This window comes from Pseudomonas sp. BIGb0176, assembly GCF_024810175.1.
Classification (GTDB): Bacteria; Pseudomonadota; Gammaproteobacteria; order Pseudomonadales; family Pseudomonadaceae; genus Aquipseudomonas; species Aquipseudomonas protegens.
The window spans coordinates 361132-382263 of the sequence record NZ_JANUEC010000003.1 but is presented as its reverse complement, the minus strand read 5'-3'; the positions used below and the strand labels follow the sequence as shown (position 1 = coordinate 382263).

The 21132-nt window shown below is 62.4% G+C and carries 21 protein-coding genes; 17 read left to right on the top strand and 4 right to left on the bottom strand.

What is annotated here, in order from left to right; translation table 11 throughout:
- Positions 1–35 precede the first annotated feature (35 nt).
- Both M2395_RS19840 and ybaK read right to left on the bottom strand, forming a co-directional pair.
- Complete coding sequence (locus tag M2395_RS19840; protein ID WP_123431367.1) at positions 36–818, bottom strand: PhzF family phenazine biosynthesis protein; 783 nt, start codon at positions 816–818, stop codon at positions 36–38.
- A gap of 117 nt (positions 819–935) precedes the next feature.
- Complete coding sequence (gene ybaK, locus M2395_RS19835) at positions 936–1406, bottom strand: Cys-tRNA(Pro) deacylase (protein ID WP_123431368.1); 471 nt, start codon at positions 1404–1406, stop codon at positions 936–938.
- 371 nt (positions 1407–1777) lie between these two features.
- On the opposite strand from ybaK, the gene M2395_RS19830 reads away from it, so the two are divergent.
- The 14 genes from M2395_RS19830 (at position 1778) to M2395_RS19765 (ending at position 16109) form a co-directional block, all read left to right on the top strand.
- Positions 1778–2626: an MIP/aquaporin family protein gene (locus tag M2395_RS19830; RefSeq protein ID WP_123431369.1), complete on the top strand. Its 849-nt coding sequence runs from the start codon at positions 1778–1780 to the stop codon at positions 2624–2626.
- A gap of 76 nt (positions 2627–2702) precedes the next feature.
- Complete coding sequence (glpK, locus tag M2395_RS19825) at positions 2703–4208, top strand: glycerol kinase GlpK (protein WP_019093252.1); 1506 nt, start codon at positions 2703–2705, stop codon at positions 4206–4208.
- Positions 4209–4303: 95 nt separating this feature from the next.
- Positions 4304–5059: a DeoR/GlpR family transcriptional regulator gene (locus tag M2395_RS19820; RefSeq protein ID WP_011063123.1), complete on the top strand. Its 756-nt coding sequence runs from the start codon at positions 4304–4306 to the stop codon at positions 5057–5059.
- Positions 5060–5334: 275 nt separating this feature from the next.
- Entirely contained in the window at positions 5335–6873 is a 1539-nt protein-coding gene (glpD, locus tag M2395_RS19815; RefSeq protein ID WP_053153529.1) for a glycerol-3-phosphate dehydrogenase, read from the top strand.
- A 364-nt stretch (positions 6874–7237) separates the two neighbouring features.
- A complete protein-coding gene (locus M2395_RS19810; protein WP_011063125.1) occupies positions 7238–8152 on the top strand; it encodes a glutamate/aspartate ABC transporter substrate-binding protein in 915 nt (304 codons plus the stop codon).
- A 191-nt stretch (positions 8153–8343) separates the two neighbouring features.
- Complete coding sequence (locus tag M2395_RS19805) at positions 8344–9090, top strand: amino acid ABC transporter permease (protein ID WP_011063126.1); 747 nt, start codon at positions 8344–8346, stop codon at positions 9088–9090.
- Positions 9090–9761 carry an amino acid ABC transporter permease gene (locus tag M2395_RS19800; RefSeq protein WP_011063127.1) on the top strand — a complete coding sequence of 224 codons (672 nt, stop codon included), beginning with the start codon at positions 9090–9092 and terminating at the stop codon, positions 9759–9761. Before M2395_RS19805 ends, M2395_RS19800 begins: the two co-directional genes overlap by 1 nt.
- Positions 9758–10492 (top strand): amino acid ABC transporter ATP-binding protein, encoded by a 735-nt coding sequence (locus M2395_RS19795; RefSeq protein WP_011063128.1) that lies wholly within the window; start codon positions 9758–9760, stop codon positions 10490–10492. Before M2395_RS19800 ends, M2395_RS19795 begins: the two co-directional genes overlap by 4 nt.
- A 133-nt stretch (positions 10493–10625) precedes the next feature.
- Positions 10626–12527 carry a sensor histidine kinase gene (locus M2395_RS19790; protein ID WP_065365275.1) on the top strand — a complete coding sequence of 634 codons (1902 nt, stop codon included), beginning with the start codon at positions 10626–10628 and terminating at the stop codon, positions 12525–12527.
- Positions 12524–13849 carry a sigma-54 dependent transcriptional regulator gene (locus tag M2395_RS19785; protein WP_011063130.1) on the top strand — a complete coding sequence of 442 codons (1326 nt, stop codon included), beginning with the start codon at positions 12524–12526 and terminating at the stop codon, positions 13847–13849. The genes M2395_RS19790 and M2395_RS19785 overlap by 4 nt, the downstream gene beginning before the upstream one ends.
- 27 nt (positions 13850–13876) lie before the next feature.
- Positions 13877–14206 carry a GlpM family protein gene (locus tag M2395_RS19780; RefSeq protein ID WP_185057809.1) on the top strand — a complete coding sequence of 110 codons (330 nt, stop codon included), beginning with the start codon at positions 13877–13879 and terminating at the stop codon, positions 14204–14206.
- A gap of 178 nt (positions 14207–14384) precedes the next feature.
- Complete coding sequence (locus tag M2395_RS19775; RefSeq protein ID WP_011063132.1) at positions 14385–15305, top strand: arginase family protein; 921 nt, start codon at positions 14385–14387, stop codon at positions 15303–15305.
- The gene (locus tag M2395_RS19770; RefSeq protein WP_011063133.1) at positions 15302–15676 is read left to right on the top strand and encodes a transporter; all 375 of its coding nucleotides are present in this window, start codon (positions 15302–15304) and stop codon (positions 15674–15676) included. Before M2395_RS19775 ends, M2395_RS19770 begins: the two co-directional genes overlap by 4 nt.
- A 31-nt stretch (positions 15677–15707) precedes the next feature.
- Complete coding sequence (locus M2395_RS19765; RefSeq protein WP_011063134.1) at positions 15708–16109, top strand: EamA family transporter; 402 nt, start codon at positions 15708–15710, stop codon at positions 16107–16109.
- Between the two features lie 106 nt (positions 16110–16215).
- Here M2395_RS19765 and M2395_RS19760 read toward each other — a convergent pair whose 3' ends face one another.
- Positions 16216–17082, bottom strand: a complete 867-nt coding sequence (locus M2395_RS19760; RefSeq protein WP_077934703.1) for a fatty acid desaturase — start codon at positions 17080–17082, stop codon at positions 16216–16218.
- A gap of 102 nt (positions 17083–17184) precedes the next feature.
- Positions 17185–17994: a MipA/OmpV family protein gene (locus tag M2395_RS19755; protein ID WP_123431370.1), complete on the bottom strand. Its 810-nt coding sequence runs from the start codon at positions 17992–17994 to the stop codon at positions 17185–17187.
- A gap of 190 nt (positions 17995–18184) precedes the next feature.
- Between M2395_RS19755 and M2395_RS19750 the strand changes: the two genes are divergently transcribed.
- Genes M2395_RS19750 through M2395_RS19740 form a run of 3 tightly spaced genes read left to right on the top strand, consistent with a single transcriptional unit; the run spans position 18185 to position 21130 of the window.
- A complete protein-coding gene (locus M2395_RS19750; RefSeq protein WP_011063137.1) occupies positions 18185–18880 on the top strand; it encodes an HAD-IB family phosphatase in 696 nt (231 codons plus the stop codon).
- Complete coding sequence (locus M2395_RS19745; RefSeq protein WP_011063138.1) at positions 18873–20267, top strand: aspartate aminotransferase family protein; 1395 nt, start codon at positions 18873–18875, stop codon at positions 20265–20267. Before M2395_RS19750 ends, M2395_RS19745 begins: the two co-directional genes overlap by 8 nt.
- On the top strand, positions 20264–21130 hold the full coding sequence (locus tag M2395_RS19740) for a carboxylesterase (RefSeq protein ID WP_123431371.1): 867 nt from the start codon (positions 20264–20266) through the stop codon (positions 21128–21130). Before M2395_RS19745 ends, M2395_RS19740 begins: the two co-directional genes overlap by 4 nt.
- The last annotated feature ends 2 nt before the right edge of the window (positions 21131–21132 follow it).

The window sequence follows — 21132 nt, the reverse complement described above, 5'->3', positions numbered from 1 at the left end:
TAGGAGCCGGCTTGCCGGCGAAACACCCAGCACAGTCATGGCAGATGCAACTGCCCACTGGCAATCAGCCGGGCATGCCCACCGATCTTCACCCGCTCACCTTCCAGACGACAAAACAATGCGCCACCTCGGGCAGAGCACTGGTAGGCGCTCAACTGCGGCTTATCCAACCGCTGCGCCCAGTAAGGCGCCAGGCAGCAATGGGTGGATCCGGTCACCGGGTCCTCATCGATACCGATGGCGGGGGCAAAATAGCGCGAGACAAAGTCGTGCTGCTCCCCACGCGCAGTCACGATCACCCCGGGCCAGGGCAGTTTCGCCAGCGCCGTCATATCCGGCCGGCACTCACGCACCGCCTGCTCCGACTCCAGCACGGCCAATAGCTCGTTGGCCCCCAGCAATTCGACGACCTCAACCCCCAGCGCTTGTGCCACCGCCTCCCGCCCTGCCTGGCTGCTCGGGCTGCGCAGCGGGAAATCCAGCCACAACAGGCCCTCTTCACGGGTGACACTCAGGGGCCCGGACTGGCTAAGGAAGTCGATACGCTGCGCGGTCTGGCCATGAACCTCGAACAACACATAGGCAGTGGCCAAGGTTGCATGCCCGCACAACGGCACTTCAGTCACCGGGGTGAACCAGCGAATCCGCCAGCCCTGGGCCTCACGCACCACAAAAGCGGTTTCTGCCAGATTGTGCTCGGCGGCAATCTGCTGCATCAGCCTGTCATCGAGCCAGGACTCAAGCCGGTAAACCATGGCCGGATTACCCGCGAACGGGCGCTCGCTGAACGCATCGACCTGATGAAACTCAAGCTGCATATCCCTTCTCCGTGAATAACTGGCCACCAGCATGGGCCCTGGCCCCCAACGGGCGACAGACACAGAAGTCGGGATTTTCCTGCATACAGCAGCGGCCCTGGCCGCAGCCGTTGCGACTCAAAGACGACCGATATCAGCGAACCTGGCCTGGGTATGCTCGGCCAGCACCGCCGGCGCCAGCTCGACTTCCAGGCCACGGCGCCCGGCGCTGACAAAGATGCTGGCGAACGGCTGCGCACTGTTATCGATAAAGGTCCGCAGGCGCTTCTTCTGCCCCAGCGGGCTGATGCCTCCCAGCAGGTACCCCGTGGCGCGCTGGGCGGCAGCCGGGTCGGCCATTTCAGCCTTCTTCACGCCCGCTGCGTGGGCCAGGGCCTTCAGGTCAAGACTTCCGACGACCGGCACCACCGCCACCAGCAGCTCACCCTTTTCACTGCTGGCAAGCAAGGTCTTGAACACCTGCGCTGGATCAAGATCAAGTTTCTCCGCGGCCTCCAGGCCATAGGAGGCGGCCTTGGGGTCATGTTCGTAACTGTGGATGCGATGTTCGGCGCGAACTTTTTTCAGCAGGTCCAGTGCAGGGGTCATGGCAGCTCCAGGCGAGGAATGAAAAGGCAAAACCAAGCGCGCGAATTTTAGGTCATTCACCAGCAAAAGGCTCTATTCCAAGCCTTGATAACCGGCCCGTGTGCCTACGAAAGCAACCATGCCTGTCGTTCCCGCGACTATGCCCCGGAATCATTCATTTGATTGATATCTATAAAATGACCATCCGTTCACTTTCGACCTTTGACAGCGGTGTTTCTTGTCTATATTTTTTCGTTTCTGAATATCATGCGGTAGATCCAAGGTTGTACCCAGTAGCAAGGCGAGGTCGGAATGGGGATTCCGCCTTCGTTTAAAGTCGCGCTCCATGCCTTTTGCAGCAGCGCCAGACAACAACAAAAATCGAGGTTCACATGACAACTGCTCTGCAACAACCGTCGCTATCGGGCCAATGCATCGCCGAGTTTCTGGGTACTGCGCTGTTGATCTTCTTCGGCACCGGCTGTGTCGCCGCGCTCAAGGTCGCGGGGGCCAGCTTCGGCCTATGGGAAATCAGCATCATCTGGGGGATCGGCGTGAGCATGGCGATCTACCTGACCGCCGGAGTTTCCGGCGCGCACCTGAACCCGGCCGTGAGCATCGCCCTGTGCCTGTTCGCCGATTTTGAAAAGCGCAAACTGCCGTTCTACATCCTCGCCCAGATCGCTGGCGCCTTCTGTGCGGCGCTGTTGGTTTACACGCTGTACAGCAACCTGTTCTTCGATTTCGAACAAACCCACCAGATGGTCCGTGGCACCCAGGCCAGCCTGGAACTGGCCTCGGTGTTCTCCACCTTCCCCAACCCGGCGCTGTCCACTGCCCAGGCGTTCCTTGTGGAGCTGGTGATCACCGCCATCCTGATGGGAGTGATCATGTCCCTGACCGATGACAACAATGGCCTGCCGCGCGGCCCGATGGCTCCGCTGCTGATCGGCCTGCTGATTGCCGTGATCGGCAGTGCCATGGGCCCGCTGACCGGGTTTGCGATGAACCCGGCGCGGGACTTCGGGCCTAAACTGATGACGTTCGTGACCGGCTGGGGTGAAATTTCCTTCACCGGCGGCCGTGATATTCCGTATTTCCTGGTGCCAATCTTCGCTCCGATCCTCGGCGCCTGCCTGGGTGCTGCGGCCTATCGCGGCTTGATTGCCCGCCATTTGCCCAGCGCTGCTGTCGCCCCGGAGGCCGAACAGGTCACCGAAGGCAAAGTCAAAGCTTCCTGAATCCAGTGGCGCGTGATCCTGCCCAAATCGATCGCGCGCCTGTTCTCACTCCCTTATTTCGTCCAAGGCAATCGACATGACCGACATTCAGAATAAGAACTACATCATTGCCCTCGATCAGGGTACGACCAGTTCCCGGGCGATCATTTTCGATCGCGACGCCAACGTGGTCTGCACCGCCCAGCGCGAATTCGCCCAGCATTACCCTCAGGCCGGCTGGGTCGAACATGACCCGATGGAAATCTTCGCCACCCAGAGCGCGGTGATGGTCGAGGCCCTGGCACAAGCCGGCCTGCATCACGACCAGGTGGCCGCCATCGGTATCACCAACCAGCGTGAAACCACTGTGGTCTGGGACAAGAACACCGGCCGGCCGATCTACAACGCCATCGTCTGGCAGTGCCGCCGCAGCACCGAGATCTGCCAGCAGCTCAAGCGCGACGGCCTGGAAGACTACATCCGCGAAACCACCGGCCTGGTGACCGACCCCTACTTCTCCGGTACCAAGCTCAAGTGGATCCTCGACAACGTCGAAGGCAGCCGCGAGCGTGCGCGCAACGGCGAGCTGCTGTTCGGCACCATCGACAGCTGGCTGATCTGGAAATTCACCGGCGGCAAGACCCACGTCACCGACTACACCAACGCCTCGCGCACCATGCTCTTCAACATCCACACCCTGGAGTGGGACGCGAAGATGCTGGAGGTGCTGGACATCCCGCGGGAAATGCTCCCGGAAGTGAAGTCCTCGTCGGAAATATATGGCCGCACCAAGAGCGGCATCGCCATCGGCGGTATCGCCGGCGACCAGCAGGCCGCGCTGTTCGGCCAGATGTGCGTCGAGCCGGGCCAGGCCAAGAACACCTATGGCACCGGCTGCTTCCTGCTGATGAACACCGGCGACAAGGCGGTTAAATCCCAGCACGGCATGCTCACCACTATCGCCTGCGGCCCCCGTGGCGAAGTGGCCTACGCCCTGGAAGGTGCAGTATTCAACGGTGGTTCCACCGTGCAGTGGCTGCGTGATGAACTGAAGATCATCAACGACGCCCACGACACCGAATACTTCGCCGGCAAGGTCAAGGACAGCAACGGCGTGTATCTGGTGCCGGCCTTCACCGGCCTGGGTGCTCCCTACTGGGACCCCTATGCCCGTGGCGCGCTGTTCGGCCTGACCCGCGGCGTGCGCGTAGACCACATCATCCGTGCCGCCCTGGAGTCCATCGCCTACCAGACCCGCGACGTGCTCGACGCCATGCAGCAGGACTCCGGCGAACGCCTCAAAGCCCTGCGGGTGGACGGCGGCGCCGTGGCCAACAACTTCCTCATGCAGTTCCAGGCCGACATCCTCGGCACCCAGGTGGAACGCCCGCAAATGCGTGAAACCACCGCCCTGGGCGCTGCCTACCTGGCGGGCCTGGCCTGCGGTTTCTGGGGCAGCCTGGAAGAACTGCGGGGCAAGGCGGTGATCGAGCGCGAGTTCGAACCACAACTGGCGGAAGCGGAAAAAGAAGGCCTGTACGCAGGCTGGAAGAAGGCCGTCAGCCGCACCCGCGACTGGGAACCCCACGACGAGGCCAAATAAGCCAAGCCGTGGATTGGTAACCGCTTGTAACTGGTAGGGAGGGGATTCCTGCGGCATCATGGGCAAATTTTGCACGGCAGCCCAAAGGAAGCCCCATGAATCTGCCTCCCCGTCAGCAGCAAATCCTCGATCTGGTTCGCGAACGCGGCTACGTCAGCATCGAGGAATTGGCCCAGCTGTTCGTCGTAACCCCGCAAACCATCCGCCGCGATATCAACCAGCTGGCGGAAGCCAATCTGCTGCGCCGCTACCACGGTGGCGCAGCCTATGACTCCAGCGTAGAAAACACCGCCTACGCCATGCGCGCCGACCAGATGCGCGACGAAAAGCAGCGTATCGGCGAAGCCGTTGCCGCGCAGATCCCCGATCACGCCTCGCTGTTCATCAATATCGGCACCACCACCGAATCCATCGCCCGGGCCCTGCTCAATCACAGCCACCTGAAGATCATCACCAACAACCTGCACGTGGCCTCGATGCTCAGTGCCAAGGATGATTTCGACGTGCTGCTCACCGGCGGCAATGTGCGCCGTGACGGCGGCGTAGTGGGCCAGGCCAGTGTCGACTTCATCAACCAGTTCAAGGTCGACTTCGCCCTGGTGGGCATCAGTGGCATCGACGAGGACGGCAGCCTGCTGGACTTCGACTACCAGGAAGTGCGGGTATCCCAGGCGATCATCGCCAATGCCCGGCAGGTGATCCTGGCTGCCGACTCCAGCAAGTTCGGGCGCAACGCCATGATCCGCCTGGGGCCCATCAGCCTGATCGATTGCCTGGTCACCGACCAGCAACCGGTACCGGCCCTGACCCAACTGCTCAACCAGCACAAGATCCGCCTCGAAGTGGTCTGACTGCTCTCCCTCCTGCGGATCCGGCCGCGCTCGAACGACGAGCCTCGACGCTTCATCGCTTTCGAAATCGCCGCGGCCGATCCCGCCATCCAGCCCAAGGCAACAGCAGCGGCTACAGTTACCCGTCGACAATGTTCGAAAACTTTCCTTTAGCGCTGCTTCGATCAGTTTTTTCAATCGAAGCACGCTGGATGCGTGCATCTTTATGCGCTAGTATTTTCGAAAATGAACATTAATGTTCGAATTCAAATATCAAAGTAACACGAGGCCTGTCGATGCCCACTTCTACCTTGCCCGCGCGCCCTCTTTCCGAGGTTTACGATATCGCCGTCATTGGCGGTGGGATCAATGGTGTTGGAATTGCCGCCGATGCGGCAGGTCGCGGCCTGTCCGTGTTCCTTTGCGAAAAGGACGACCTGGCCAGCCATACCTCCTCGGCCAGCAGCAAGCTGATCCACGGCGGCCTGCGCTACCTCGAACATTACGAGTTCCGCCTGGTGCGCGAAGCCCTGGCCGAACGCGAAGTGCTGCTGGCCAAGGCCCCGCATATCGTCAAGCCCATGCGTTTCGTCCTGCCGCACCGGCCGCACCTGCGCCCGGCCTGGATGATTCGCGCCGGCCTGTTCCTGTATGACCACCTGGGCAAGCGGGAAAAACTCGCCGGCTCGCGCAGCCTGAAGTTCGGTGCCGACAGCGCCCTGAAAGCCGAAATCACCAAGGGCTTCGAATACTCCGATTGCTGGGTCGACGATGCGCGCCTGGTGGTGCTCAATGCCATGGCCGCCCGCGAACACGGCGCCCACGTTCATACCCAGACCCGCTGCATCAGCGCCCGCCGCAGCAAGGGCCTGTGGCAACTGGAGCTGGAGCGCGCCGATGGCAGCCTGTTCTCCATCAGCGCCAAGGCCCTGGTGAACGCCGCGGGCCCCTGGGTCGCCAAGTTCATCAAGGACGACCTCAAGCTGGAGTCGCCGTACGGTATCCGCCTGATCCAGGGCAGCCACCTGATCGTGCCCAAGCTGTACGAGGGCGAGCACGCGCACATCCTGCAGAACGAAGACCAGCGCATCGTCTTCACCATTCCCTACCTCAACCAGTTCACCCTGATCGGTACCACCGACCGCGAATACACCGGTGACCCGGCCAAGGTAGCGATCACTGAAGGTGAAACCGATTACCTGCTGCAAGTGGTCAATGCGCACTTCAAGAAACAGCTGAGCCGCAGCGATATCCTGCACAGCTATTCCGGCGTTCGCCCGCTGTGCAATGACGAATCCGACAACCCTTCGGCCGTGACCCGCGACTACACCCTGGCCCTTTCCAGCCATGGCGAGGAGGCCCCCCTGCTGTCGGTGTTCGGCGGCAAGCTGACCACCTACCGCAAACTGGCGGAATCGGCGATGGCGCAGCTGGCGCCGTACTTCAAGCAGGCCAAGCCGAGCTGGACAGCCCAGGCCACCCTGCCCGGTGGCGAGAACATGAGCACGCCACAGGCACTGGCAGAAGCCATCCGCAAGAAGTTCGACTGGGTACCCAGCCAGATCGCCCAGCGCTGGGCCACCAGCTACGGCAGCCGTACCTGGCGCCTGCTGGAAGGCGTGCACAGCCTCAGCGACCTGGGCGAACACCTGGGCGGCGGCCTCTATACCCGTGAAGTGGATTACCTGTGCAGCGAGGAATGGGCAGTGAAAGCCCAGGACATTCTCTGGCGCCGGAGCAAGCTCGGGCTGTTCACCACCGAGGCGCAGCAGCAGCAACTGCAGGATTATCTGCAGAAAGTCGAGCACAATCGCGGCAAGATCAAGGCTGCCTGAGCCACATAGGCAAGCAAAGCCCCTGCGCCGGAAGGTCCAGGGGCTTTTTTGTGGGCCCGCAGGATTGAACGTTTCGCCGGCAAGCCGGCTCCTACAATGGCAGGGGCACGTTCGGTTTTCCGAATGGCGAAGCCGCAGGGGTTCGGATAACCGGATACAGCCGCTGAAATCCCCAGGTCATAAATATTCTATAGGCTTGAAAATCAAGGGTTTGACGATGATCAATGGGTCTGGCACGACTCATGCTCTACACTGTGCGACGAATGCCTGTCGTGCCAACACAACAGGAGCCGTCAAGGCATTCGCTGTATAAAAGAGCCGTCGAACTGGCTTCATAAAAAAAACAAATGTCGAGGAAATATTGATGCGCATCGTTCCCCATCTGTTGGGCGCAGCTATCGCTGCCGCTCTGATTAGCACTCCAGTTTTCGCTGCCGAGCTCACCGGCACACTGAAGAAAATCAAAGAGTCCGGCACCATCACCCTCGGACATCGCGACGCTTCCATTCCGTTTTCCTACATCGCTGACGCTTCCGGCGTGCCAGTGGGTTACTCCCACGACATCCAGCTGAAAATCGTCGAAGCGATCAAGAAAGACCTCGACATGCCTGACCTGAAGGTCAAGTACAACCTGGTCACCTCCCAGACCCGCATCCCGCTGGTGCAGAACGGCACCGTGGACGTCGAGTGCGGCTCCACCACCAACAACGTCGAGCGTCAGCAACAAGTCGACTTCTCCGTTGGCATCTTCGAGATCGGCACCCGTCTGCTGTCCAAGAAGGACTCTTCCTACAAGGACTTCGCGGACCTGAAAGGCAAGAACGTGGTAACCACAGCCGGTACCACTTCCGAGCGCATCCTCAAGGCCATGAACGCCGACAAGCAGATGGGCATGAACGTGATCTCCGCCAAGGACCACGGTGAGTCGTTCCAGATGCTGGAATCGGGCCGCGCCGTAGCCTTCATGATGGACGACGCGCTGCTGGCCGGTGAAATGGCCAAGGCCAAGAAACCGACCGACTGGGCCGTGACCGGTACCCCTCAGTCCTACGAAATCTACGGCTGCATGGTGCGCAAGGGCGATGCCCCGTTCAAGAAAGCCGTGGATGACGCCATCGTCGCCACCTACAAATCGGGCGAAATCAACAAGATCTACGACAAGTGGTTCCAGTCGCCGATCCCGCCAAAAGGCCTGAACCTGATGTTCCCGATGAGCGATGAGCTCAAGGCCCTGATCGCCAACCCGACCGACAAAGCGGCTGACGACAAAAAGTCCTGATTCCTGACTAACCTTATCTCCTGAAGGGGCCCTGCCCTTTCAGGAGTCTGTCACTACCTGCTGGCATTTTTTGGAAACACTCGAACCGGTGGTTGTCGAGCCGATCGTGTGTGCCTGATCGTCATGATCAGGCGGGAACGGACGTCCCCAGGCGGGTGCTTGTACATCGAACGATCTGAGGGGTAACCCTAATGAATTACAACTGGGACTGGGGCGTGTTCTTCAAGTCCACCGGTGTGGGCAGCGAGACCTATCTCGACTGGTTCATCTCCGGCCTGGGCTGGACCATCGCCATCGCCGTGGTGGCCTGGATCATCGCGCTGCTGCTGGGCTCGATCCTGGGCGTCATGCGCACCGTGCCGAACCGCCTGGTGTCGGGCATCGCCACCGTGTACGTGGAGATCTTCCGCAACGTGCCGCTGCTGGTGCAGCTGTTCATCTGGTACTTCCTGGTGCCGGACCTGCTGCCGGAGAACCTCCAGGAGTGGTACAAGCAGGACCTCAACCCGACCACCTCGGCCTACCTGAGCGTTGTCGTGTGCCTGGGCCTGTTCACCGCCGCACGGGTTTGCGAACAGGTACGTACCGGTATCCAGGCCCTGCCCCGTGGCCAGGAATCCGCCGCACGCGCCATGGGCTTCTCGCTGCCGCAGATCTACTGGAACGTGCTGCTGCCCCAGGCCTACCGGATCATCATTCCGCCGCTCACCTCGGAATTCCTCAACGTATTCAAGAACTCCTCCGTGGCGTCGCTGATCGGCTTGATGGAATTGCTGGCCCAGACCAAGCAGACCGCCGAGTTCTCGGCCAACCTGTTCGAAGCCTTCACCCTGGCTACCCTGATCTACTTCACCCTGAACATGAGCCTGATGCTGCTGATGCGCCTGGTGGAGAAGAAAGTTTCGGTCCCCGGCCTGATCTCCGTGGGAGGTAAATAATGGAATTCGACTTCTCGGGCATCATCCCGGCCATTCCCGGCCTGTGGAACGGCATGCTGATGACCCTCAAGCTGATGGTCATGGGTGTGGTCGGCGGGATCATCCTCGGTACCTTGCTGGCCTTGATGCGCTTGTCTCACAACAAGCTGCTGTCGAACCTGGCGGGTGCCTACGTTAACTACTTCCGCTCGATCCCGCTGCTGCTGGTGATCACCTGGTTCTACCTGGCGGTGCCTTTCGTGCTGCGCTGGATCACCGGCGAAGACACCCCGATCGGCGCATTCACCTCGTGCATCGTGGCCTTCATGATGTTCGAAGCGGCGTACTTCTGCGAAATCGTCCGTGCCGGCGTGCAGTCGATCCCCAAGGGCCAGATGGGCGCCGCCCAGGCACTGGGCATGAGCTATGGCCAGACCATGCGCCTGATCATCCTGCCCCAGGCGTTCCGCAAGATGACCCCGCTGCTGCTGCAGCAGAGCATCATCCTGTTCCAGGACACCTCCCTGGTGTACACCGTGGGCCTGGTGGATTTCCTCAACGCCTCGCGGTCCAGCGGCGACATCATCGGCCGCTCCAATGAATTCCTGATCATCGCTGGTCTGGTCTATTTCACAATCAGCTTTGCCGCCTCGCTGCTGGTCAAGCGTCTGCAAAAAAGGTTCGCCGTATGATCTCTATCAAGAACATCAACAAGTGGTATGGGGACTTCCAGGTGCTGACCGATTGCAGCACCGAGGTCAAGAAAGGTGAAGTGGTGGTGGTCTGCGGGCCGTCCGGCTCCGGCAAGTCGACCCTGATCAAGTGCGTCAACGCCCTGGAACCCTTCCAGAAAGGCGACATCGTGGTGGACGGCACTTCCATCGCCGACCCCAAGACCAACCTGCCGAAACTGCGTTCCCGCGTGGGCATGGTGTTCCAGCATTTCGAGCTGTTCCCGCACCTGACCATCACCGAGAACCTGACCATCGCGCAGATCAAGGTGCTGGGCCGCAGCAAGGAAGAGGCCACCAAGAAAGGCCTGCAACTGCTGGACCGCGTCGGCCTCGCCGCCCACGCCCACAAGCACCCGGGGCAACTCTCCGGTGGCCAGCAACAACGTGTGGCCATCGCCCGCGCCCTGGCCATGGACCCGATCGTCATGCTGTTCGACGAACCGACCTCGGCCCTGGACCCGGAAATGGTCAACGAAGTGCTGGACGTCATGGTGCAACTGGCCCATGAAGGCATGACCATGATGTGCGTGACCCACGAAATGGGCTTTGCCCGCAAAGTGGCGAACCGGGTGATCTTCATGGACAAGGGCCAGATCATCGAGGACTGCCAGAAAGAAGAGTTCTTCGGCGATATCAGCGCCCGCTCCGAACGTGCGCAGCACTTCCTCGAGAAGATCCTGCAGCACTAAAACCCGCGTTCCTGTAGGCACCGGCTTGCCTGCGACGGGACGGTATCTGACTCCCCTATCGTCAGTGCCGCCCTGGTCGCCGGCAAGCCGGCTCCTACAGACACTGCGCAGTGGTTGACCCAAGGCATCTGTGATGAAATGCGACCCCACTCTCTATCGCGCCGCGCCGCCATCACTCGCCGTGAAACCCCGCCTGATCCGACATCTGTTCCTGCCGCCCCTGGTCATCCTGCTGATGATCGGCCTGGGCTACGTCGGGTTCTGGATCAGCGAGCACAACGGCATCCGCACCCTCGGCGAAAACGGCCAGCGCCAGCTGGAGCTGCATGCCCGCGCCGTAGAAAGTGAGATCAGCAAGTACACCTATCTGCCAAGCCTGCTGGAACTGGAATCCAGTGTTTCCCAGCTGCTGGGCGATCCTTCGCCGGAACACCGGCAAACCGTCAATCAATACCTCGAAGGCCTGAACCGCCGCAGCCGCAGCCGGGCCATCTATGTCATGGACACCACGGGCCGGGTGGTAGCCACCAGCAACTGGCGTGACGTCGACAGCTACCTGGGCGAAGACCTGTCGTTCCGGGCCTACTACCAGAACGCCGTGCGCGGCCAGCCCGGGCGCTTCTACGGCATCGGCAGCACCAACGGCGAACCTGGCTACTACCTGGCCCATGGCCTGGAAGAACAAGGCAAGATCATCGGCGTGGCGGTGGTCAAGGTACGCCTGGAGGCCCTGGAGGAACGCTGGCAGCGTGCCCGCCTGGAAGCCTTCGTCAGCGACGAAAACGGCATCATCATCCTGTCCAGCGACCCGGCGCGCCGCCTCAAGTCGGTCCGCCCGCTCAGCGACGACACCAAGGAACGCCTGGCCCGCAGCCTGCAATATTACTGGTTCCCCCTCAACGAACTGGAACCCCTGGCCCGGGAACGCCTGGCCGAAGGCGTGGAAAAGCTGACCTTTCCGGCCAACACCGAGCTGGTGTCCGACGAGAAAGCCATCAGCTACCTGTCCCAGACCCGGCCCCTGAGCGATACCCCCTGGAACTTCACCCTGCTCACCCCGTTGCAGGACCTGCGCCGCGAAGCCATCAACCAGGGCATCCTGGTGGCGGTGGCCTTTGCCCTGGTGGCCTTTCTGCTGATCGCCTGGAACGAACGGCGCAAGGTCATCGCCACTCGCCTGGCCGCCCGTGAAGCCCTGCAGGAAGCCAACAGCCAGCTGGAACGGCGGATCACCGAACGCACCGCCGACCTGCGGGCCAGCAACGAACGGCTCAAGGGCCAGATCCGCGAACGCCGCCAGGCCGAGGAAACCCTGCGCCGGGCCCAGGACGAACTGGTCCAGGCCGGCAAGCTGGCGGCCATCGGCCAGATGTCCACCAGCATCGCCCACGAGCTGAACCAGCCCCTGGCGGCCTTGCGTACCTTGTCCGGCAACACCGTGCGCTTCCTCGAGCGCGGCGCCCTGGACACCGCCAGCGCCAACCTCAAGACCATCAATGAACTGATCGACCGCATGGGCCGCATCACCGCCAGCCTGCGCTCCTTCGCCCGCCGTGGCGACGACCAGGGCCAGGCCAGCCTGGACAAGGCCGTTGACGCAGCCCTGCAAGTGCTCAATGCGCGCCTCGAACCCCTGCCCCTGCAACTGCACCGCGACTTCACCGAGCAGACCCTGCAGATCGACCAGACCCGCCTGGAGCAGATCCTGGTCAACCTGATCGGCAATGCCCTGGATGCCATGCAGGCCCAACCGGAGCCGCAACTGTGGCTGGAGGGCGAATTCAGCGAGGGCAAGTACCGCCTGCGGGTGCGCGACAACGGCCACGGCATCGATCTTGAAGCGCGCAAGCACCTGTTCGAACCCTTCTTCACCACCAAACCCGGCGAGCAGGGCCTGGGCCTCGGCCTGACCCTGTCCGCCAGCCTCGCCGCCGCCACCGGCGGCAGCCTGGGGGTGGAACACCCGGCAAGCGGCGGCACCGCCTTTGTCCTCAGCTTGCCCCTGGCAAGCCCCACTCGAGCCGAGCCGATATGAACAACGAGCTGACCGTGCTGATCGTCGAAGACGACCCCCATGTCCTGCTGGGTTGCCAACAGGCCCTGGCCCTGGAAGACATTCCCTGCATCGGTGTGGGCAGCGCCGAAGAAGCCCTGGCCCAGGTCGGTGAAAACTTTCCCGGCATCGTGGTCAGCGATATTCGCCTGCCGGGCATCGATGGCCTGGAACTGCTGAACCGCCTCAAGGCCCGGGACCGCAGCCTGCCGGTGGTGCTGATCACTGGCCACGGCGATATTTCCATGGCCGTGGGCGCCATGCAGAAAGGCGCCTACGACTTCATGGAAAAACCCTTCTCCCCCGAGCGCCTGGTGGATGTGGCCCGCCGCGCCCTGGAGCAACGGGGCCTGGCCCGGGAAGTGACCTCGCTGCGCCGCCAGCTGGCCGAACGCAGTTCCCTGGAAGGGCGGATCATCGGCCGCTCGCCGGCCATGCAGAACCTGCGGGAGCTGATCGCCAACGTTGCCGATACCTCGGCCAACGTGCTGATCGAAGGCGAGACCGGCACCGGCAAGGAACTGGTCGCCCGTTGCCTGCACGACTTCAGCCGGCGCCACCAGCAGCAGTTCGTCGCCCTGAACTGCGGCGGCCTGCCCGAGAACCTCTTCGAAAGCGAGATCTTCGGCCACGAGGCCAACGCCTTCACCGGCGCCGGCAAACGGCGCATCGGCAAGATCGAGCACGCCCACCAGGGCACGCTATTCCTCGACGAAGTGGAAAGCATGCCGATCAACCTGCAGATCAAGCTCTTGCGAGTGTTGCAGGAGCGTACCCTGGAGCGCCTCGGTTCCAACCAGAGCGTGGCCGTGGATTGCCGGGTGATCGCCGCCACCAAGTCGGACCTGGACGAAATGAGCCGGGCCAAGGAGTTTCGCAGCGACCTGTACTACCGCCTCAACGTGGTGACCCTGGAACTGCCGCCCCTGCGCGAACGCCGCGAAGACATCCTGCAGTTGTTCGAGCATTTCCTGCAGCAGTCGTCACTGCGCTTTGACCGCGCGGTGCCGGAGCTGGACAACCAGACCCTGTCGACCCTCATGAGCCACGACTGGCCGGGCAACGTGCGCGAGTTGCGCAACGTCGCCGAACGCTTTGCCCTCGGCCTGCCGGCCTTCAAGAAGCCCGGCAGCAGTGTCGCCCAGGGGCTGGGCTTTGCCGAGGCGGTGGAAGCCTTCGAGCGCAACCTGCTCAACGATGCCTTGCAGCGCAGCGGCGGCAACCTGACCCAGGCCAGCCAGGAGCTGGGCATGGCCAAGACCACCCTGTTCGACAAGGTCAAGAAGTACGGCCTGAGCCACTAACCCAAGGCGCGAGTAACCATGGATCTATTGTTGAAGGCCGCCCTGGGCGCGGCGGTGGTGGTGATTCTGGCGGCCCTGGCCAAGACCCGGAACTACTACATCGCCGGCCTGGTGCCGCTGTTCCCGACCTTTGCCCTGATCGCCCACTACATCGTCGGCAAGGGCCGCTCCCTCGATGACCTGAAGACCACCATCCTGTTCGGCATGTGGTCGATCATTCCCTACTTCGTCTACCTGGCGACCCTGTATGTGATGGTCGACCACCTGCGCCTGGAAGCTTCCCTGGCGGTAGCCGCCGTGGCCTGGCTGATCGCCGCGACGATCCTGGTCAGCGTCTGGGTGCGCCTCCACGCCTGAGCTCCCGCCCTTCCCGTAGGAGCGAGCTTGCTCGCGAAGCCTGCGCCGCGGTCTTTCGCCGGCAACCCGGCAACGACCCTGGCCCGACCCTTGCATTTACCCGGCAAAGCCCGTCCAGCCTGCGTTCGAGCGGTATCACGCAGTTTTCTGGAGGGCGCTGCCATGGGTAAAGAACACTTTGAATATCTTAGATCTCGACCACAGCCTGACCGCCCAGGAGCCGATCATCCGACGCCTGAACAGCGGCCAGGCGCGGCGTCTCGACCTGCTGGACCTGGGGCCCAAGCTGCGCCTGTGGTCCACCGAGCGCACCTACCGTCACTTCACCGAACGCCTGCGCCAGCGGCCCCGCCACAGCGGCCCGCAGCCGGAAATCTTCTTTGTCGGCTCCGGTGACTATCACCACCTGACCCCGGCCTTTCTCGGCGACCTGCAAGAGCCGGTGAGCCTGATCCACTTCGACAACCACCCGGACTGGGTGCGCCTGGCTCCGCGCCGGCATTGCGGCTCCTGGGTCAACCGGGCGCTGAAACTGCCGCACATCCAGCGCATCGTCACCCTCGGCCCCTGCAGCGAAGACCTGCACAACCCACAACTGCGCGGCGGCAACGTCGCCGCCCTCAAGCACGGCAAGCTGCAATTGTTCCCCTGGCAGCACGCGCCGTCCAAGGTCTGGGGGCGGGTCGGCGACGGCGCCGGGCACCAGCAGCAGGAAAACCACCTGCATTGGCGCAACCTGGCGGAACTGGACTGGCAGGCCTTTCTCGAACAGATGATCGACAGCCTGCCCACCGAGGCGATCTGGATCACCATCGACAAGGATGTGCTGGCCAGCGAAGACGCCGCCACCAACTGGGACCAGGGCGGCATGCGCCTGACCCACCTGCTGCAGGCCCTGCGCACCCTGGCCGCGCGCAAGCGGATCCTGGGCATCGACGTCTGCGGCGAGTTCGCCCAGCCGGCCTTCAGCAACGCCTTCAAACGCTGGGAAGCCAAGTCCGACCAGCCTCCGGCCGAGCGCTGGAGCCAGGACGACCTGCTGCGCAACTCGGTGACCAATGAAGCCCTGATCTCGCTGTTCGAGGAGCTGTTCCCGTGACCCTGACCGTTGTTCTGCTGGTGGCCTTTTCCATTGTCCTGGACGTGGTCGGCCAACTCTGTTTCAAGCTCGGCCTGGACCGCCTGCCAGAGCTGGAAGGCGGTTTTCGCCTGAACGCTTTCTGGGGCCAGGTGTTCAACGCGCCCTTGCTGTGGTGCGGCATCGGCGCCTACGCCATCGAGTTCTTCGTCTGGCTCGAAGCCCTGTCCCGGGCGCCCCTGAGCCTGCTGTTCCCCGCGGCGGCCCTGGCCTATTGCGGCGTGGTACTGGCGGGCAAGGTGGTGCTGGGCGAGACCGTCAGCCGCCGTCGCTGGCTCGGCACCCTGGTGATCACCGCCGGGGTGATGCTGGTGTGCGTGGCCAGTACCTGAGCCTTGTTCAACGAATAGAAGGAAACGTTTCATGAGTTCGAACACCTCCCACGGCTGGCTGCACGAGCGCCTGGGCACCATCGTGCTCTGGGCCCTGCTCATCGGTTTCGAGAGCGCCGGCCAGATCGCCACCAAGGTTGGCGGCGACCAGTTGGGCCAGATGGATTTCAACCTGCAATGGCTGGCGGCGGTCGCGGTCAACCCCGGGGTGCTGATGGCGATTGCCTGCTATATCGGCGCGTTTTTCGTGTGGATGCTGATCCTGCGGCGCAGCAGCCTGTCCCTGGCCTTCCCCTTGAGCTCCCTGGTATTCGTGGTGGTGCTGCTGGGCTCGTGGCTGGGCCTGGGCGAGCAGATCAGCCTGCTGCACTGGGTCGGGGTCTTTGTGATCATCGGCGGGATTGCCCTCTTGGCGGAGGGTGAAGAGGCCTGAGGGCCTCTTTGCTACAGCGAAGGGACGTTGTGCAGGAGCCGGCTTGCTGGCGAAGGCGATCTTGCCGGCCCCTTCGCAGGCAAGCCAGCTCCTACAGCCACGGGGTTTAGGCCTTGCGGTGGGACACCAGGAAACCCAGGCCGTGGGACACCGGAATCACTTTCACCCCGGCAGCCCGTTGCTGATCGCGGATCTCGCGGTGGAAAGCCTTGACCTTGGTCCAGTGCATCTTCGGCCGGTAGTGATGCTCGGCGTGGTAGCCGTTGTTCATCCAGATCAGGTTGTACAGCGGGCTGTAGGAGCTCACGCCCCAGGCGATAGGCAGGTCCGGGTTGCCCCCCAGGTGCTCGTAGTAGCCATTGAGTGACGACAGTGACTGCCCCAGGTACCAGAACGGCAGCAGCACCAGCACCGCGTGCCAGTCATACAGCGCCAGAACCAGGTAGAAGGCGACCGTGACGCCGATTTCCACCTTTACCCAACGGGCATCATCAGGCCGCTTGCGCTGCATTTCCTGGTAGATCTCCTTGGGGTCGTCGCGAAAAAAGCTCAGGAAGGTGTAGGCCCAGGGGTTGTCCGGCTGGCCATCCTTGCCATGCAGGTAGATGGAGAGCGGGTCGACGGTCTTGCCATTGGCGTCCGGCAGGTCGGAGTTGCCCCGGTGGTGGCGGTTGTGGATGTCGCGGTACAGGGTCTGGGAAAAACCTATGGTCACCGACAGCAGCAGGTCGAAGCCGCGGTTCATCCACCCGGGGGTGAAATAGGCGTTGTGGATCTGGTTATGGGAAATGCTGTTGATGCTCCACGACAGGCTGACTGCGTAGAGCAGCGCCGCCGGCAGGATGACCCACCAGGACAGGGCGTGGAAATCCAGCACCAACCACAGCACAAAGGCGAAATGCGCCAGGGCCATGGCAATCGGGATCAGGTCCCAGAGGGAATAGGCGAGTAGACGATAGGCAGGTCGAGCCATGAAGAACTTCCTGAGAAATTGAATTCATGGCGACCATTGCAAAGGCCAGACCAGTTTTTGCTGTAGCCGCCCCAGGCCGTGCTCAGGCCAGGGAGGCGCCCCTCAGAACTTGTAGCTGATGGCGGTCTGCACCTGCCCCTGGTTGACCTCGCCCTTGTCGCGGACGATGGTGCTGTCGGCGGCGGAGTTGACCAGGCGCGTCCAGCTGGCACTGGCCACCAGCGCCCAGTTGTCCCCCAGGGGGAAGTGGAAATTCTGGCTCAGGGTGAAGTTCTGCATGCCACCGCTGGCGTTGTACTGGCCAATGCCGGAAGCGAGGGACTCCTTGGCGTCGACGCCGAAGAAGGTCTGGCTCTGGCGGCCATCGGCGAAGTGCAGGGTCAGGTTGTTGCTGCCAATGATGCCCAGGCCCAGCGGGTAGCCGATTTCACCCCCGACCTTGCCCAGCACCCCGCCCTGGCCCCCGGCCCCGCCCACCGCCTGGCCCACGGCGGCGAACAGCCGCCAGAAGTCGTCGGGGGCGTACTCGATGAAGGCGCCGATATCGGCCATGTCGCGAACATCCCGCAGGCCGCGCAGCGCACCGTCGGAATTACGCCCCTGCAGGTAATTGATGTAGGGGCCGATGCTCAAGCCATTGCTCTTGAAGGCATCCCAGGTCAGGCCATCGTCACCGTTCAGGCTGACATCTCCCCAATCCAGGTCCATGTACGGCAGCGGCACGGTGTCGTAGCTGCTGCCTGTGGGGTCATGGGGTTGATAGCCCAGGCCCAGGCCCAGTTCACCGGTGATGCCGGAGTCGGCCATGGCGCCACTGGCGAGGGTCAGGGAGAGCAGGCCGGCCAGTAAGGCGGGGGATAAAAGCCTGGGCATGAATGAGTTTCCTTGTCTGAACATGCGCGCATCAATCATCAGAGCGGCCCTTGGGCGCAAGCACTGATGTTCTTTGTAGGGACCTACAAAAATTGTAGCAAGAACTCTACAAATCCCCCTCCTTCCTCGCCAAGGCCCCAGCCCCGCTGGGTTTTCGCCACTTGGCACAGTCCCTGCTGTACCCCTGCCACAAGCGCAAAGAGCGCTCTTATTCAACAGGTAACAGCAGATGATGCACTGGCATATCGTATGTGACTTCGACGGGACCATCTCCCGCGCCGACGTGATCGATAACGTTCTCCAACGCTTCGCCGACCCCAGCTGGGAAGGCATAGAGCAGGAATGGCTGGACGGTCACATCGGCTCCCGAGAATGCCTCAGCCGCCAACTGGCCCTGGTCAAGGCTTCGCCCGCCGAACTGCTGGGCTACTTCGACAGTGTCGAAATCGACCCCGACTTCCCCGACTTCGTCGATCACGTGATCGGCCTGGGCGCTTCCATCGAAGTGGTCAGCGACGGCATCGAGCAGGGCATCGCCCGCATCCTGGCACGCAACTACGTGACCCTGCTGCCGATCCTCGCCAACCGCCTGCGCCAGGTCGACCACAACAGCTGGCGCATCGACTTCCCCTACGCCAGCGACGCCTGCCGCGCCGCTTCCGGCAACTGCAAGTGCAAATCCACCCCGCGGGGCAAGCGCGTGCTGGTGATCGGCGACGGCCAGTCGGACATGTGCGTGGCTTCCACCGCCGACTTCGTGTTCGCCAAGGATCGCCTGGCCGACTACTGCGAACGCAACAAGATTCCCCATGCGCGGTTCGACTCCTTCGCCGAACTGCCAGCGCTGCTGGCCAAGCTGCCGAACAACGCCGCCAACGCGACCAACTTCTCTCTTGAAACCCAGGAACTCTTCCACCATGTCTGATATCCGCATCGCTACCGCAGAAGACCAGATCCTTCTGGAAAAAGAAGCCAAGTACTGCTCCTACGGCGATACCGTTCACTACATCGAACCACCGCGCATCTTCAGCCGCTGCGAAGGCTCCTACGTCTGGGACACCAGCGACCAGGCCTACCTCGACCTGCAGATGTGGTACTCGGCGGTGAACTTCGGCTACGCCAACCCACGCCTGAACAACGCCCTCAAGCAACAGATCGACACCCTGCCGCAGATCGCCAGCCAATACCTGCACAAAGGCAAGATCGAGCTGTCGGAAATGATCGCGGTCGACGCCAAGAAGAAGTTCGGCCTCGACGGCCGCGTGCACTTCAACGTCGGCGGTTCGCAGTCGGTGGAGGACTCGCTGAAAGTGGTGCGTAACGCCACCAACGGCAAGAGCCTGATGTTCGCCTTCGAAGGCGGCTACCACGGCCGTACCCTGGGCGCTTCGTCGATCACCTCCAGCTACCGCTACCGCCGCCGCTACGGCCACTTCGGCGAGCGTGCGCAGTTCATTCCATTCCCTTACCACTTCCGCGGCCCCAAAGGCATGACCAAGGAAGAGTACGGCAGCCACTGCGTGCAGCAGTTCGCCCGCCTGTTCGAAACCGAATACAACGGCGTCTGGGACCCGAAGGTCGGCCAGAGCGAATATGCCGCCTTCTATGTCGAGCCGATCCAGGGCACCGGCGGCTACGTGATCCCGCCGATGAACTTCTACAGCGAGCTCAAGCACGTACTCGACCAGCACGGCATCCTGATGGTGGTCGACGAGATCCAGATGGGCTTCTACCGCACCGGCAAGCTGTGGTCGATCGAGCACTTCGACGTCAAGCCGGACGTGATCGTGTTTGGCAAGGCGCTGACCAACGGCCTCAACCCGCTGGGCGGCATCTGGGCCCGTGAAGAGCTGATCAACCCGGGCGTGTTCCCGCCAGGTTCGACCCACTCCACCTTCGCCTCCAACCCGTTGGGCACCGCCGTGGGCCTGGAAATGTTCAAGATGACCAGCGAGATCGACTACGGCGCGATGGTCATGGAGAAGGGCAAGTACTTCCTGGCCGGCCTGCAGGACCTGCAGAAGCGCTACCCGATCATCGGCGACGTCGACGGCCTGGGCCTGGCCCTGCGCTGCGAGATCTGCACCACCGACGGCTTCACCCCGGACAAGGCGACCCTGGACTACATGGTCGAGGAAGGCATGAAGGGCGACATCGAAATCAACGGCCAGCGCCTGGGCCTGATCCTCGATGTGGGCGGCTACTACAAGAACGTCATCACCCTGGCCCCGTCGCTGGAAATCAGCTACGCGGAAATCGACCTGGGCATCGCACTGCTGGATCGCCTGCTGGATCGGGCCATGAAGCGATGAGCAAGGCTGAGATCGATCTGGGCGAAGGCAGCGCCGGCTTCGTTCTCGGCACGGGTCCGGTCGGGGTCTTGTTGATCCACGGCCTGACCGGCACCCCGACGGAACTCCGTCGGGTGGCCCAGGGCCTGGCCAAGGACGGTACGTGCACGGTGTACGTACCGACCCTGCCCGGGCACTGCGGGGACAACAGCGACCTGCAGGCCACCGGCTGGCAGGACTGGTACGAGGGCGTGTGCAAGACCTTCGCCGATGTAGAGCAGCGCCACGAGCAGGTGTTCGTCGGCGGCCTGTCCATGGGTGCGGTGATGTCCATGTACCTGGCCTCCGAGCATCCGGGACGGATCAGCGGCCTGCTGATGTACTCCACCACCCTGAAGTACGACGGCTGGAGCATCAACAAACTGGCCTTCCTCACCCCGTTGCTGATGAAGATCCCCTTTGGCGTGCACATCTGCCGCTTCGAGGAAAAGCCACCCTACGGCATCAAGAACGAACGCCTGCGGGCCATCGTCGAGAAGCAGATGAAAGCCGGTGAAAGCAGCAATGCCGGGCTCCTGACCATGGAGGGCGTGACGGTGCGCGAATTGCACCGGATGAACGCCGTGGTCAAGAAACGCATGCCGTCGATCCTGACCCCGGCCCTGGTGCTGCACTCCAGCGAAGACGACATCACCAGTACCTGGAACGCCGACTACGTGGAGCGCAAGCTCGGCGGCCCGGTGACCAAGATCCTCCTCGACAACTGCTATCACATGATCACCGTGGACCTGCAGTACCAGCGGGTGATCGAGCTGAGCGCAGATTTCATCCAGCAGCGAGTGGTGGCACCTGCGGTGCGCGAAGACTACCGACAGCTGGCGTGACT

Excerpts from the sequence above, each read along its gene's own strand:
- M2395_RS19840 (WP_123431367.1), bottom strand. The coding sequence starts at position 818 with ATGCAGCTTGAGTTTCATCAGGTCGATGCGTTCAGCGAGCGCCCGTTC.
- ybaK (WP_123431368.1), bottom strand. The coding sequence starts at position 1,406 with ATGACCCCTGCACTGGACCTGCTGAAAAAAGTTCGCGCCGAACATCGC.
- M2395_RS19830 (WP_123431369.1), top strand. The coding sequence starts at position 1,778 with ATGACAACTGCTCTGCAACAACCGTCGCTATCGGGCCAATGCATCGCC.
- glpK (WP_019093252.1), top strand. The coding sequence starts at position 2,703 with ATGACCGACATTCAGAATAAGAACTACATCATTGCCCTCGATCAGGGT.
- M2395_RS19820 (WP_011063123.1), top strand. The coding sequence starts at position 4,304 with ATGAATCTGCCTCCCCGTCAGCAGCAAATCCTCGATCTGGTTCGCGAA.
- glpD (WP_053153529.1), top strand. The coding sequence starts at position 5,335 with ATGCCCACTTCTACCTTGCCCGCGCGCCCTCTTTCCGAGGTTTACGAT.
- M2395_RS19810 (WP_011063125.1), top strand. The coding sequence starts at position 7,238 with ATGCGCATCGTTCCCCATCTGTTGGGCGCAGCTATCGCTGCCGCTCTG.
- M2395_RS19805 (WP_011063126.1), top strand. The coding sequence starts at position 8,344 with ATGAATTACAACTGGGACTGGGGCGTGTTCTTCAAGTCCACCGGTGTG.
- M2395_RS19800 (WP_011063127.1), top strand. The coding sequence starts at position 9,090 with ATGGAATTCGACTTCTCGGGCATCATCCCGGCCATTCCCGGCCTGTGG.
- M2395_RS19795 (WP_011063128.1), top strand. The coding sequence starts at position 9,758 with ATGATCTCTATCAAGAACATCAACAAGTGGTATGGGGACTTCCAGGTG.
- M2395_RS19790 (WP_065365275.1), top strand. The coding sequence starts at position 10,626 with ATGAAATGCGACCCCACTCTCTATCGCGCCGCGCCGCCATCACTCGCC.
- M2395_RS19785 (WP_011063130.1), top strand. The coding sequence starts at position 12,524 with ATGAACAACGAGCTGACCGTGCTGATCGTCGAAGACGACCCCCATGTC.
- M2395_RS19765 (WP_011063134.1), top strand. The coding sequence starts at position 15,708 with ATGAGTTCGAACACCTCCCACGGCTGGCTGCACGAGCGCCTGGGCACC.
- M2395_RS19760 (WP_077934703.1), bottom strand. The coding sequence starts at position 17,082 with ATGGCTCGACCTGCCTATCGTCTACTCGCCTATTCCCTCTGGGACCTG.
- M2395_RS19755 (WP_123431370.1), bottom strand. The coding sequence starts at position 17,994 with ATGATTGATGCGCGCATGTTCAGACAAGGAAACTCATTCATGCCCAGG.
- M2395_RS19750 (WP_011063137.1), top strand. The coding sequence starts at position 18,185 with ATGATGCACTGGCATATCGTATGTGACTTCGACGGGACCATCTCCCGC.
- M2395_RS19745 (WP_011063138.1), top strand. The coding sequence starts at position 18,873 with ATGTCTGATATCCGCATCGCTACCGCAGAAGACCAGATCCTTCTGGAA.
- M2395_RS19740 (WP_123431371.1), top strand. The coding sequence starts at position 20,264 with ATGAGCAAGGCTGAGATCGATCTGGGCGAAGGCAGCGCCGGCTTCGTT.